The organism is Nostoc sp. TCL26-01, assembly GCF_013393945.1.
In the GTDB taxonomy this organism is placed as follows: domain Bacteria; phylum Cyanobacteriota; class Cyanobacteriia; order Cyanobacteriales; family Nostocaceae; genus Trichormus.
The window spans coordinates 1,901,044-1,915,833 of record NZ_CP040297.1; the positions used below are offsets into that span (position 1 = coordinate 1,901,044).

At 42.8% G+C, this 14,790-nt stretch carries 10 protein-coding genes; 7 read left to right on the forward strand and 3 right to left on the reverse strand.

The annotated features are described in order from the left end of the window. Positions 1-63 precede the first annotated feature (63 nt). Genes FD725_RS08100 through FD725_RS08110 form a run of 3 tightly spaced genes read right to left on the reverse strand, consistent with a single transcriptional unit; the run spans position 64 to position 1,862 of the window. A complete protein-coding gene (locus FD725_RS08100; RefSeq protein ID WP_179047650.1) occupies positions 64-318 on the reverse strand; it encodes a hypothetical protein in 255 nt (84 codons plus the stop codon). 53 nt (positions 319-371) lie between these two features. Further along, positions 372-1,604 (reverse strand): murein transglycosylase A, encoded by a 1,233-nt coding sequence (locus FD725_RS08105; RefSeq protein WP_179051474.1) that lies wholly within the window; start codon positions 1,602-1,604, stop codon positions 372-374. 3 nt (positions 1,605-1,607) lie between these two features. Then, positions 1,608-1,862: a hypothetical protein gene (locus tag FD725_RS08110; protein ID WP_179047651.1), complete on the reverse strand. Its 255-nt coding sequence runs from the start codon at positions 1,860-1,862 to the stop codon at positions 1,608-1,610. Positions 1,863-2,221: 359 nt separating this feature from the next. Between FD725_RS08110 and FD725_RS08115 the strand changes: the two genes are divergently transcribed. The 7 genes from FD725_RS08115 to FD725_RS32380 all read left to right on the forward strand — a co-directional run bounded on the left by FD725_RS08115 (position 2,222) and on the right by FD725_RS32380 (position 14,778). After that, positions 2,222-3,697, forward strand: coding sequence for a BamA/TamA family outer membrane protein (locus FD725_RS08115; RefSeq protein ID WP_179047652.1), 1,476 nt, complete (start codon positions 2,222-2,224; stop codon positions 3,695-3,697). Position 3,698: 1 nt separating this feature from the next. Next, positions 3,699-4,472 carry an ABC transporter permease gene (locus FD725_RS08120; protein ID WP_179047653.1) on the forward strand — a complete coding sequence of 258 codons (774 nt, stop codon included), beginning with the start codon at positions 3,699-3,701 and terminating at the stop codon, positions 4,470-4,472. Positions 4,473-4,642: 170 nt separating this feature from the next. After that, positions 4,643-5,536 (forward strand): ABC transporter ATP-binding protein, encoded by an 894-nt coding sequence (locus FD725_RS08125; RefSeq protein WP_179047654.1) that lies wholly within the window; start codon positions 4,643-4,645, stop codon positions 5,534-5,536. A 445-nt stretch (positions 5,537-5,981) separates the two neighbouring features. Continuing rightward, on the forward strand, positions 5,982-6,164 hold the full coding sequence (locus FD725_RS08130) for a CsbD family protein (protein ID WP_179047655.1): 183 nt from the start codon (positions 5,982-5,984) through the stop codon (positions 6,162-6,164). A 213-nt stretch (positions 6,165-6,377) separates the two neighbouring features. After that, positions 6,378-6,824: a hypothetical protein gene (locus FD725_RS08135; RefSeq protein WP_179051475.1), complete on the forward strand. Its 447-nt coding sequence runs from the start codon at positions 6,378-6,380 to the stop codon at positions 6,822-6,824. Positions 6,825-6,962: 138 nt separating this feature from the next. Beyond that, complete coding sequence (locus tag FD725_RS08140; protein WP_179047656.1) at positions 6,963-7,481, forward strand: hypothetical protein; 519 nt, start codon at positions 6,963-6,965, stop codon at positions 7,479-7,481. 1,357 nt (positions 7,482-8,838) lie between these two features. Further along, positions 8,839-14,778, forward strand: a complete 5,940-nt coding sequence (locus tag FD725_RS32380; protein WP_179047657.1) for a choice-of-anchor I family protein — start codon at positions 8,839-8,841, stop codon at positions 14,776-14,778. Positions 14,779-14,790 lie beyond the last annotated feature (12 nt).

Sequence of the window (14,790 nt, forward strand, 5' to 3'; positions counted from 1 at the left end):
CTGATACTATTGCGCACTACGCAAGTAAGTATGGCTGTACCTCATAGCAAGATGATTATATATCTAATGGCGATCGCTTCGTATGACTAAACCACCGGCAAACGCTCCCAAAATTGTCCCTGTCCATATGCCGGTTGTACTACCTTGCCAGATTGCACCTGGACTTACCCAAGCGTTACATAATTCTTTCATGCCCCAAGGTTGGTTTTGACACTTTTGGCTATGCAGCATCAAGGTGATTTGTCCACCGACGTAACCACCAAAAAAACCAGATGATAGGGCTAAAAGGGTGCAGATGAAAACTCTGTTTTTGGTCATTAGTTCAGTTGTCGTCAGTTGTTTGTGTTTTACCACTGACAACTGACAACTGACTATTTCTTCAACAATAAATAATACAGTGAACCATTGCCGCCTGTAACACCAGCGCGATCGCCTGCGAGTTTACCAGTTCCCATAAAATAGTCTACTCTGCCTGGGCCTTTGATGGCGCTGCCTGTATCTTGATCCAACACATAACGGCTGACGGTGCGATATTCTAGATTACCGCCAGGGGTGGGATAGGGGAGTGAGGTATAAACTAAGGCAAGAGCGCCTGGAGGCATGAGAGATTTATCTGTAGCAATGGAACGTTCTGGGGTGACTGGCACATTAATACTACCAGTCGCCGGTCTACTACCAGTTTCTTGAAAGAAGACAAACCTTTCCCAGCGTGGCAAGTAATTATCTAATTCCTGCGGTTGTTCGCGGAAATAACTAATCATCTTCGGTAAAGTCATCCCGGCTAGTGGGAGTTTGCCGTCTTTTGCCAGTTCTCGCCCGATACTAGTCCAAGGATAATCTGTTGCGCCGGCGTAGCCAATGGCAGTTCTTTGACCATTTGCTAACTGAATTTGGGCAGAACCTTGAATGTGGATCATGTACGCATCTAGGCGATCGCTAAACCACAACAACTCTAAACCACGTAAAGGGCTTTTATCTGTCAGCAAGCCATCTTGCCCTTCTAAATCTAGCCTTGTTGGGTGAGGCTTTGACCATGTGTTTAAATCAGGTGGTAGTCGATATAAGGGATATTTATATACGGAAGTTTTAATCCGACTAGCGTTATAAACAGGCTCGTAGTAAGAAGTAAACTTCACCGTACCCTTGCCATCATTACCTACAGACTGGTAAAAAGCAAACTCTCGTCGAACAGCAGCTTGTAGTTGAGCAGTAGATTGAGAATTGACAACTAATTGCCGGAAACGGACTAAACTCCGACGCACACGAGCCAATGTAATACCTTTAACTGGATAATTTTGATACACTCGGCTGGCAGTACCAGTTGACAAATAACGTAAACTGTTGTCAATTGCTGCTAGCAATGCTCGGCGATCGCCTGGTTTACCCACACTACCAAAAAGTTGCTCATCCCAACCTAAACAAGGATTGCGGTTAACACAGCCATTACCAATTGCCACTAGTTTGAGTGGAGGCTGAACCTCAGTTGGTGGTAGCTCAGGACTTTTGCGGATTGGTGACGGAACATTAATCACCTGAGCTACTGCGATCGTATTGACAAAAGCAATTCCCAGACTCAAGGAAATTAAAGCAAGGGTTTTTCTCATCATTTAGTTGAATCGTTCAACACTAGAACTAAAGACCGGTTCTACCCGGATGGCCACAATTCGAGATGGTCTGATCACCATATACTCGCCCTGGATATTCTTGATCGGTACGCTAATAAAGTCGCTGGAAGCAGATTTAGGTACAAGTTCACCACTATACCATTTTTGGAAGTCCTGAATCGTGGGAAACCGCACTTCCTCACGATGACCACTTTCTAGCATCAGGTAAACAGCGTATTCATTTGGAGTTCTCGGCATAAAGTTGAATCTCTCAAAATATGTTCAACCCATTGTTAACCACCTCACCCCAGAATGAAAAGGGTAAGCATACGGGAGCAAGATCCACTTCCCAGGAGAGACTAGAATTAGCAACTCATAACGATGACTCCTAACTCTTATTTCACTTTTCGCCTATGACGGCGACTCATCAGAAGACAGTTCCCGAAAATTTGGCAAGATAAGGAAGGGGACAAGGGGACAAGGAGATGAAGTTTCTCCCCATCCCCTCATCACTCAGCACGGGCTAAACGCCCCGCTACCGCTAACAGCACTCAGCACTCATAGTTGCTTACACTGACTAAATAAGGCAAAATTAAGAACACTAACTGGTTGCCGATATGCGTGTTGCAATAGTTGTGTTTTTGGTGGTGGGGCTGTTAGTGAGTGGGAAATCTGAGTCAGTGTTAGCTAATTCTCCAGCCGATACGCCAGATTTAGTGGATGGTGTGATCACTGACGGATACGCTATGTATGGGGATTATGTGGGAGTTACCCAAACTGGGGAATATTCTCAAAAAATTGTCCAGAATATCCAAATTCGGTTTATTAATGACAGAAATCAGTCAGTGGATGACCAAGGACAGCCGATTGTTGGACGCACACAAAAAGATTTTCTGTTGGGTTTTTTGAAATTGCAGCCTGGTGAGGTTTTTCGGGATGAAACACTACAGGCTGACTTACGCCGATTGCGAAAACTGGATTCTTTGAGTGATGTCACGGCCTTTTTTGAAGAAAATGGCAATGGGGTGAATATTATTTATGACATCAGAGAACGCCGCTTTCCTACACTCAACTTTGGTGCAGGTAGTAATGATGATGTAGGTTTGTATGGTCAGGTGAGTTATCGAGATGCAAATATTAGTGGACTCAATGACCAATTATTGACAACGGTTCAAGTTAGTGGTAAGGATATCCAGTTTACTAGTCAGTTTACTAGTCCCTATCGTCCTGGAGAACCCAACCGCCTGGGTTATACTGTCAAAGCTTTCCGCGATCGCCAAATATCTCCTACCTTTGATGATGATATCAGACTAGCGAATGGCGATCGCGTCCGGGAAGGCAGATTTGGTGGTTCTGTGGCTGTGTTACGTTCCTTCGATGACTGGGATACAGCTTTGGGACTCAACTATACCAGAATTAGTTTGCGTAATCGCAATTACAACGTTGTGCAAACTGATGAATTTGGTAATCCCCTTTCTGCTAGTGGTACAGGGATTGATGACTTATTAACATTATCCTTGGCTGTGAGTAAAGATGAGCGCGATCGCCGCAACAATCCTACCCAAGGTTCTATTCTCACTTTCAGCAGTGAACAAGCACTCCCTATTGGACTGGGCAATATTGCTAGTAACCGCCTCCAAGGAAACTATGTTCAGTATCTACCAGTCAGCTGGATAGGTAAGGAAAAAATCAGCGATAATCCCGAAATGGTGGCTGTTAATTTGCAACTAGGCACAATTATCGGCGATTTTCCTCCGGCTGATGCCTTTAACCTGGGGGGATTAAATTCTGTACGGGGTTATGGTTCTGGGAAAGTTGCCAGTGGTCGCAGTTATGGCTTGGCTTCTGTTGAATATCGCTTCCCGATTATTGAGTCAATTGGCGGAGTTGTGTTTACTGACTTTGCCTCTGATTTCGGTTCTGGTAAAACGGTAATTGGGGAACCTGGGGTAGTCCGAGGTAAACCGGGAAGCGGCTTCGGTTATGGTGTGGGAGTCCGATTAAACTCACCTTTTGGCTTATTTCGCGGCGACTTAGGCGTTAGCGACCAAGGGGAAATTAGATTTGAACTTAGCACTGGACAAAGATTTTAATATGAAGTATTGGCGTGAAGCGATCGCAATTAGCAGACGGATTTTAATTGAACTATTACGCCGCCGCCGCAGTTTAATTTTTTGGAGTATTTTTCCGATTTCTGTCTTAACTTTAAGCGGGTATATCTTAGCAGAACGGGCGCAACTTCCCATAGCTGATGCTTTTGCTTATGCTGCACCCTCAACTTTAGTAGGCGCGGCGCTGTTTTTTAGCTGTTTGGGTGGAACTGTAGCGACTGTGGTGGCTGAAAGAGAACAGCAAACCCTAAAAAGGCTGTTTCTCTCTCCTTTAAGTGGTGTATCTTATTTTCTAGGAATTTTTCTAGCTCATAGTTGCATTGGCATTGGTCAAGCATTATTGATATATATCATTGCTGGATTTTGGGGGGCAACATTTAAAGGTTCTATTTTATTAGGATTGATCATTATTCTTTTGAGTATTGCTGCTTATGTTGGCTTAGGTTTTATTTTAGGTACACAATTGGCACGCCGCATTGAGGATGTGAATTCTTTGGTGGCTGCTTTTGGTGTGCCTTTATTAATTCTGGGTGGAGCATTTTTACCCACTGCTTTATTTCCCAAAACTCTCTTAAATCTAGCTAAATATAATCCCATCTATCATATGAATGAAGCGCTGGTAGCTGTTTCTTCCAAGGGGGAAGGAGTTGAGAAAATTATGTCAAGTTTTAGCTTTCTATTTTGGTTTGCCTTAATTATGGTGATTGGTGGTTGGTTATCTTATCAAAGAATGTTAATAATTGAGAGGAGATTATAGCATTTCTCGCTCACGATATATTCGTGCCTTTGTGGTTAAATAAATGATGGTTAACCACAGAGACATAAAGCCACAGAGAGCAAAAGTAAAATTTCATAGCCGGAAATTAGTAACTCATTAATACCAATAATCTGAAATTATTAATTACGAATTACGAATTATTATAAGCTATGTTGACAATTAATAACTTAAGTAAATCTTACGGCGATCGCCAAGTTATTCACGGTTTAAATTTGCATATTCCTGATGGCGAAATTTATGGTTTATTGGGGGCAAATGGAGCCGGGAAAACTACAACTATTAATATTATCTGTAATCTGCTAAAAGCTGATGGTGGTGAGGTGAAACTCAATCAGCAGCCGATTTCACCAGCTACTAAAAAATTAATTGGTATTGCGCCTCAAGAGAATTTATTATATAAAACTTTAACCTGTGAAGAGAATTTGCATTTTTTTGCTGAGATTTACGGTTTAAGTAGAGAAACACGCAAAAAGCAAGTGCCAGAAACTCTAGCAGCTGTCAATCTTATGGATAGAGCAAAAAGTCCTGTAGAAACCTTGAGTGGGGGGATGCAGCGACGATTAAATATTGCTGTGGCATTAGTACATCAACCAAAGTTAGTAATTCTTGATGAACCAACTACAGGTTTAGATATTGAGGCTAGATATGAAGTTTGGGAATTAATTCGGCAACTGAAACATCAAGGAATTACAGTTTTATTGACAACTCATTTATTAGATGAAGCTGAACGTTTATGTCAAAAAATTGGCATTCTCAAACATGGAAGAATTTTAGTTGAAGGTAGTATAACTGAGTTACGCAATTTAATTCCCGCGTCAGAAATTTTAGTCATCCAAACTACACAAGCAGCAGCAGCGATCGCCCGCGCACAATCTTACGGCTTCACTCATAGGCGTTATGGGAATGAGTTAGCTTTTTGGTTACCAGAACAATTGGAATTAACAGAAATTCTTGCCCGGTTTGCTGGGATAAATATTGAGGCAATTGCTCGTCAACCTGTGCGTTTAGAGCATATTTATTTGGAAGTAACACAAAATAATTAATCAATCTTTCTCTACCCAGCTTATTTACGAATTCGGGGGCTAATTTCATATGGATATTTGTTGAAGAAGAATTCAGAAGCCAGAATTCAGGAGTCAGAATCAATTAGTGGGGGATTCAGAAGAGCCGCTAATTGAAGACTGCTAAATCTTCTCTTTCAGAGACGCTACGCGAACGATTTAGCGGGGGTCTTAAACCCACTTATACTCCTACGGAGAAGCAAGCTACATCCGCTAGTCGTACAGAATTCATGCTGAATTCTGACTCCTGAATTCTTTTTTGATAATTAGCAGATTCGCCGAAAAGTTCACTCTTTTTGCATAGATAACTAATATACCCTGTGACAGAAGGCTTGGAGAAAATATTCAAGCTAGATTACAAGAGTAAGAAAAAACTCAAAGTCACATAAAACTTTGAACTGAAATCAATAAAATATAGGAGTCAAAAATGAGCTTAGAAGATCGCGCTAAAGCAACCGCTAAAAATATTGAAGGTAAAGCTCAAGAGGCTTTAGGTAACGTGACTGGTGATCCTGAAGATAAAGCAGAAGGCAAAGCAAAACAAGCCGAAAGCCAAGTCCGCCACGGTATCGAAGATGTCAAAGATAACGTCAAGAAAAATATTGACTAAATCTACTTTTCATGTAGATGACATTTGCCAGTCTTGAATAATTTTTAGGAGCCTAATGATAGAGGCTTTAGTTTGGGAGATGGAGGTCAGTTATTAGGTTTTTGTAGAGATGTGATCAATCATATCTCTACATTTTTTCTCAATATGATTTGCTATTAATTTTAAACAATAAATTAGCACTTATTAAATGTACAGAAATAGGAGGTATAAATGATGATTCTGCTTCAGCAGGGGCGAAAAATCTTGACCACTGCTGTCTTGATTTTAGCATTGATGATTACTACTGCTTGTAGTAGTGGAAATGTGGCTCAAAGCGATCGCCCAACCACAACTACACCATCAGCTATCGGGAGAAATGTTACCTATTCGGAACTAGAAAGGGGTAACACTCCCACAGGGCAAAGTTTTGGTAATTGGGTGGTGCAGACATCTGAAGGCTTAGTTCAAGATGCTTATGTACGTGACAACAACAAGTTAGGAGTTGTGATTTCACGTCAAGTACGCCCCAACGAAGTGCGCCCATTAGCAAAATCTTTAGCACAAGGTTTTCGCAAGAATTTTCCCAATCAAGACTTGACTGTGTTGGTTTACGGGCCTGATAAAAAACTAATTTTGAAGGCGAATTACGACGTTCAAACTAACCAGATTCAGTATACCTAAGGATTGGGGATTGGGGATTGGGGATTAGGGATTGGGGATTGAGACAGCTATAAATCTTCAATCTAAGAGCCATCTTACTATTGCCTATTGCCTATTTCCTATTGCCTCTAATTGTACTGATACAAGGAGAAGAGAAAAGTGACAAGCAGTGAAGAATACAGAAGACAAATCATGCAGGATTTGGCTCAAGGAAATGTCGAATCTCTAGATGACACTTCCACCACAGGAAATGAGTACGAAACTTTTGACGATTTCGCTCAACGGACAACTCCAGATCAACGTCGTCAGTTGTTTAGTCGTTCCTTGCATCCAGACCAAATTCCCTCCAGTCAAATGGAGCCGGAATTGCAAAAAGCGATCGCCCAAATTAAACCCAATGAACGGGATGATGTCGCTCGTGCTTTCTTTAAACATTTAAAACAACGGGGATTAGAAGATCGCCACCTAGAGCAGCAATTAGGCCTTTCTACTCACAATCCCAACCGGATGAACGCTGATGATGTCAGCAAACTAGCATCATTTACTTACCACAACCACCCTGACATTTTCCGAGAAGTGTTAGCAGAACAACCAGGAATTATTAAATTTCTCAGCAATCCTGTAGTCGCAGGAATTATCGGTATAGCCGCCGCCAAATGGTTGGGTAGTAGGAAATAGGGAACAGGAGATAAGGGATAGGGGATAGGGAAAATTACCTTGTCTAAAAGGGAATTAGTTTAGCCTAGTCCGGTTTTGACCTTTTACTTTTTTATAAATTACGAGGTGGGTTAAACCCACCTTTTTTGATGAAACGTGTTTTCAAACTACTTGTTTAGTCCCTTAACTTTGTTTGCTCACATCTTGCACCTAGCCCTAGCGATTAGAAATCGCGGCTATACAAACAAAGTCCCTGACGCTCACAAGCTCGCTACCGCTACGCTAACGCCAGTTCCCTACGGCGGGAGACCCGCCTACAGGACTGGTCTCACCGCCTACGCGGACTAACACAAAATCAAGGGTTTGAAACCCGCGCAGGCGGGTTTTGCCTGTGTAGCCGCGACTTCCAGTCGCCTGGTGCAAGATATGAGTTTGAAAAGTATCATGCGTAATACCATTTCACTTTAATAATGATACAAATACGTGAGTCCGTCAGTCCGTCAGGGATTGTAAATCCCTGTCTCATAGCTAAAGTCCTCTCAAGAGGACTGAATATCAGAGTCCATTTTAATGGACTTAAGCTATGAGACCACCGTTTTAACGGTGGGCGGACAATACCCAACGAGTAAGCTATATGTATCAGGATTTTTGTGAATTGGTATAACACCAAAATCTCAAAAACCTAACCCCTTCCCCCATCCCTACTAGGGAAGGGGAACAAGAAAATAAGGGTTTCAAAGCCTCTCTCCGTGTCGGGGAGCCAGTGCGTTGCGTATTTTTTTTCCCCGTTGTAGCAACTGGCGTGAGAAGTACTCTACGAGAAGCGCTGAGTGCAAAGCACACGCTACGCAAACGCTCTACGTAGAGGAATTTCTAGTATAATTTTTGACTTTTTAAACAACCTCTCAAATCACAGCCAACTACTTTTAACAAGAACCACTTGTCATTATGAATAAGTCAAGACTATAACTAAGTGGGATTATGCAATACAAATTCCACTCTTTTTTCTATTCTCTGCTGTTATTGGCTTACCTAAAATTTCTGAATTTTTATTTTTGCGACTGATTGTACGCCTTTGGCGCTCTCGTTCGCGTAGCGTCTGGTTGGCACAGCCTCTCGTAGAGAAGAGAAGGGTAGACCATCAAATTTTCAATTTGGTAGGGATCTTAAACCCAATTATAGCGGTTCTCGTTCACGTGAGGTACACCCGTAGGGGCAATTTATGAATTGCCCCTACACATTGCTATAAACTCCTTCTCTACGAGAGGCTTCGCCAACGGAGAAACAAGCTACATCCACCAGTCGTACAGAATAGCCAACTGAATTCTGACTCCTGAATTCTGTTCGATAACTTTAAAATTCCCAGAGGTGTTTTTCTATGAATGGCATTTTATTTGTTGATTCTACAGTTCCCAATTATCAAAACCTGATTCAAGGGTTAAATGCTGATACTCAAGTCGTAATACTTGACCCAAATCAGGACGGGATATTACAAATTACTGAAGCGTTAAAATCAGGCATTTTTGATACTGTACACATTGTTTCTCACGGTACACAAGGCAATTTACAACTAGGAACAGCGCAGTTAAATGCGGCGACTGTGCCTACTTATAGTCATCTGCTTGGGCAATGGTCAAATTATCTAGCGCCAGGGGCAGATATTCTGCTGTATGGTTGTAATGTCGCTCAAGGGAATGCAGGTCAAAACTTTGTGCAGCAGCTACATCAAGTCACAGGTGCAGATATAGCCGCTTCTGATGATGCTACTGGTAGTGTAGTTTTAGGTGGAGATTGGGATTTAGAATATTCTACTGGCACGATTACTGCCCCTCTAGCGTTTCAAATTGGGGCAATGGCAGCTTATAATTCAGTTCTCGCACCTTTTACGGCTGGGAATTTAGTTGTCGTGAGAGTGAATAATGAAGAATTCGACACAGCTTCAGCAGTATTTTTAGATGAATATAATACAACTAACACAGGGCAAACAGCACTTCAATCAATCAATCTACCAACCAGTGATAGTGGTAGGAATCAAACCTTTACTCTGAGTAATTATTCATTTTCAGAAGGGGGGCTGAATCTTTCGACGAATAGGCGCTATTTAACTTTAGCTGGTTATGATGCTGCTCCTGGAACAGCTAATATTACTGAGAACTCTAGGATTCAAAGAGTTGTTGCCAGAGTAGATTTTAATGGTGTGATTGATACTACTACTACTTTTAGTAATAACACTCCAATTTTTAGTGCTGTAACTGATGATGGCACAAGATTCTGGACGGGTAGTGCTTACAATGGCAATAATACTAGTGGTATTAGTTACACAATCCTTGGTAGTAGTACAAATCAACAAATTAGTGTAGTAGAAGCCACATTTGTTAGTATTTTTAACGGACAGCTTTATACTTCTTATTTCAACACCATCGACACTGTTGGTTCTGGACTGCCAACTACCAGTGGTCAGATAACTACTGAGGTAGTTTCTTCTTTTGGGGAATTGAGCGCCTACACTATATTAGACCGTAATCCTGGTGTACCAGGACTTGATACCTTATATGCTGCTGATCTATTTTCTGGTTTATTAAAATTCTCTTTCGACGGCACAAACTGGACTGACAGAGGTAGTATTGATGGAAGTCTGACAGGATTAACTGGAGTTATTAACGGCAGTAGTGTTGATTTATATGCGACCGACTTTGAGAGCAATAGTCTATTGAAGTTTACAGATACCACAGCTTTTGATGCTGACATTTCTGGTTCATTTACAACCTTAGCAACTGCCCCAGCAAATACATCCTTCCGGGGTGTAGCATTTGCACCAACTCCGCCACCCCTGTCCGACCTCACCATCAGTTTATCTGATTCCCCAGACCCCGTTACTGTCGGCAACAATCTCACCTACACCCTCACCGTCAACAATAGTGGCGCGGCGAATGCTTCAGGTGTGGCAGTGGATTTCACCTTACCATCTGGACTTTCTGTAGTGGGAGTTCCTGGAGTTTCTAACGGTTTTACCTACGCAGGAACTACAGGTGGAGTAGCTAAATTTAGTGGTGGTAATATCAATACGAGTAGTAGCGCCACCTTAACAGTGCAAGTTACCCCCAACACCCCAGGGACTTTAACTAGCGGTACGGCAATAGTTGATCCTAATAATACTATCACTGAAAGTAACGAGAGTAATAATAGTGCGGCGGCGATCGCCACGACAGTAAATGTTCCTCCCCGACCAGATTTAAACGTCGGTATTATTACTCCGGGTCCACTTTATGTTGGTACTCCCTTTAATTACACATTAAATGTCCAAAATAACGGTACTGCCAATGCTAGTGGCATAGAACTCAGATTTACCCTACCTGCCAACCTCACCTATAATTCAGCGAATATTTTAGGAGGGGGGTTTAGTAACCTGACTGTTTCCGGTTCTACTCTAACTTTTACAGGTGGAAGCATTAACGCGGGTAGTTTTGCTCAAATTAATGTGAATGTGACACCCACACAAGCAGGTACTCTTGGTACTAGTACGTTAGTTGCTGATCCTAACAACACGATTACAGAAAGCAACGAAGCTAATAACTCAATTAGTACTTCCAACGTGACAGTGAATCCTGCGCCTACAGTCAACTTATCAGTTAGTTCTAATACAGGTTCAGAAGCTGGGACAACGGTAATTACTGTCACGGCAACTGCTTCCAACTCTATTTCTGGTAGCAAGACAGTTAATTTGGCTGTAACGGGAACTGGAATTACAGCCAGCGATTACATCCTCAGCAATACGACAATTACTATTCCTAGCGGACAAACCACAGGTTCAGTCACCTTTACAGTTGTTGATGATGCTGTATTTGAAGGCACAGAAACCGCTACATTAACTATTCGTAATCCTTCTGCAAATATCACATTAGGCAGTACCACTACTCAAAATATCACCATCACTGACAACGACACACCACCCCCAGTTAACTTATCTGTAAATACCAACGCTGGTACAGAAGCAGGAACAACAATCATCACCGTCACCGCTACTGCTGCTAGTGCGGTGTCTGGTAATCAAACTGTGAACTTAGGAGTATCGGGAACTGGAATTACAGCCAGTGATTACTACCTGAGCAATCCTACAATTACTATTGCCAATGGACAAACCTCTGGTTCTGTCTCCTTTATTGTTGCCGATGATGCGATCGCTGAAGGCACAGAAACCGCAATCTTAACTATCTCGAATCCCTCGGCAGGTATAAGTTTAGGTACGACGACTTCCCAAAATATCAGTATTACTAACAATGACACCAGCTTTTTAATTAAAGTTGGTAGTGCTACCAGTGCTAACGGGGCAGAAATTCCCGCCTTTGATCCTGTGAGCGATCGCCTATTCGTCGTTGCTGGCAATACAGTTGAAATTTATACCGTCAGCAATACAGGTACTCTGACTGCGGCTGGTAGCTTGACTCCTACGCTCGTTCCTCCTCCTGGTATAGAATTAATTCCTAATAGCGTAGCTGTAAAAAATGGTGTTGTCGCTGTTGCTGAAGCGATTCGGAACACCACCACAGGCGCACAACTCACAGGACAGGTGAGTTTCTACGATGCTGCTAATGGCACATCATTAAACGCTGTGTTCGTGGGTGTATTGCCTGATATGCTGACATTTACACCCGATGGCACAAAGGTATTGGTAGCCAATGAGGGAGAACCCAACAGCTATGGTCAAGGAAACTCGGTTGATCCAGAAGGTTCTGTTAGTATTATTGATATTTCAGGTGGTGTAGCCAATGCCACAGTGCAAACTGCCACTTTCACTAGCTTTAACAGTCAGATTGCATCTCTCAAAGCAGCTGGGGTGAGAATTATTGGCCCTGGTGCAACAGTTGCCCAGGATGTAGAACCAGAATACATTGCTGTCGCTGCCGATGGTTTAACAGCGCGGATAACTTTACAAGAAAATAATGCGGTGGCAATTCTCGATATTGCCAGTGCCACCATCACTCAAATTTTGCCTTTGGGTGCGAAAAATCATAATCTCCCCGGTAATGGTCTAGATGCCAGTGATCAAGATGGTGGGATTAATATTCGCAATTGGCCGATATTTGGATTATATCAACCAGATGCGATCGCCAGCTTCACAGTTAGTGGACAAACCTACTACATCACTGCTAACGAAGGTGATTCCCGTAACTACACAGGATTTAACGAAGAAGTTCGCGTTGGTAATGCCAGCTATGTTTTAGATCCAACTGCTTTCCCCAATGCCACTCTCCTCAAGCAAAACACCAACTTGGGAAGGCTACAACTAACAAACGCCACAGGGGACACTGACGGAGACGGAGATATTGATCGGATAGAGGCATTTGGCGCGCGTTCTTTCTCCATCTGGAACTCAAACGGCACTCAAGTATTTGATAGTGGTGATCAACTCGAACAAATCACCGCCGCTAAAACACCAACCTTATTTAACTCCGATGGTGCAGCCGCTACCTTTGATACCCGCAGTGACAACAAAGGCCCAGAACCAGAAGGTGTTACCGTTGGAGTCATCAATAACCGCACCTATGCCTTTATCGGTTTAGAACGCACAGGTGATGTCATGGTTTATGATGTCACCAATCCCAACCAACCACAATTTATTCAGTATATTAATACACCTGAAGATATTGCCCCGGAAGGATTGACTTTTATTTCTGCTGCCGACAGTCCCACTGGCAGACCTCTGTTAGTCACTGCCAATGAAGTTAGCAGAACGGTTGCAGTATTTGCCATTAACCTACCAGGTGTAACTATTACCGAATCTGGTGGCAGTACAAATGTAGCCGAAGGGGGTGCAACTGATACTTACACAGTGAAGTTGGATAGTCAACCCACAGGAGTTGTCACTATTAGCATTAATCCAGGTAATCAACTCACAACTAGCACTAATACCCTCACCTTCACCGCTAACAACTGGAATGTAGAACAGACAGTAACTGTGACTGCGGTAGATGACACAGTTGTAGAAGGTAGTCACACTGCTACGATTACTCATGCGATCGCTAATAGCGGTACTAACTACGATAGCCTGATCATTCCTCTCATTACTGTCAATATTACTGACAACGACACACCACCCATTACAGGTACATCAGGCAACGACATCCTCACAGGCACAAATGGCAACGACACCATCAACGGCTTAGAAGGTAATGACTACCTCATCGGCAATGCCGGCAATGACACCCTCAACTGTGGCACAGGCAACGACTACGGATTTGGTGGTGCAGGCGATGACACCATCAACGGTAATGATGGCAATGATTTACTCTACGGTAATGAAGGTAACGATACTCTCAATGGTGGTGAAGGTAACGATAACCTCGACGGTGGCCCTGGTAATGACACTCTCATTGGCGGCAACGGCAACGACACTTACACTGTCGATAGCTTGAACGATAACATTACCGAAACTGCCACAGGCGGAACTAGAGATAAAGTCAACTCTTCTATCACTTGGACGCTGGGAGAAAACCTGGAAAACCTCACTTTGATTGGTCGCGCTGCTATCAACGGTACTGGTAATAGCCTCAATAACCAAATCTTCGGCAATGATGCCAGCAATACCCTCGATGGTGGTGATGGTAATGACTGGTTAGTCGGACAAGATGGTGATGATACCCTGATTGGTGGTGCTGGCAATGACCGACTTGATGGTGGTAAGGGTAATGATAACTTTAATGGTGGTGCTGGCGATGATATCTATGAGATAGATAGTGTTAATGATGTGATTACAGAAGCTGCCAATGAGGGTACAGATACTGTCATCTCTAGTGTGGAGTTAACTTTAGCCGTCAATTTTGAGAATTTAACTTTGGTGGGAACTGCCAATCTCAATGGTACTGGGAATGATGTCAGCAATCGTTTAGTTGGTAATGGTAGTAATAATACTCTGACTGGCTTGATTGGTAATGACTATCTCTCTGGTGAAGGGGGAAATGACACCCTTGTTGGTGGTTCAGGGAATGACACCCTTGTTGGTGGTAGTGGTGTCGATACTTTTGATTTGACTGCTAGTTTGAGTGCTTTTGATACTATCTTGGATTTCCAAGCTGGTGAGACTGTACTTTTGTCGGGTTCTGAGTTTGGCTTGAGTCAAGCTGGGACAATGGATGCTAGTTTATTCCGTTTGGGGAGTACGGCTGATAACTCTACTCAACGCTTCATCTACAATCAAGCTACTGGTGCTTTGTCTTTTGACTCTGATGGTAGTGGTGCGACTGCACAGGTGCAAATTGCTTTGTTTTCTAATCGTGTGGCTTTATCTAATACCAATTTTACTTTCATTTCCGAAGGGTAAGTAAGAAACCCG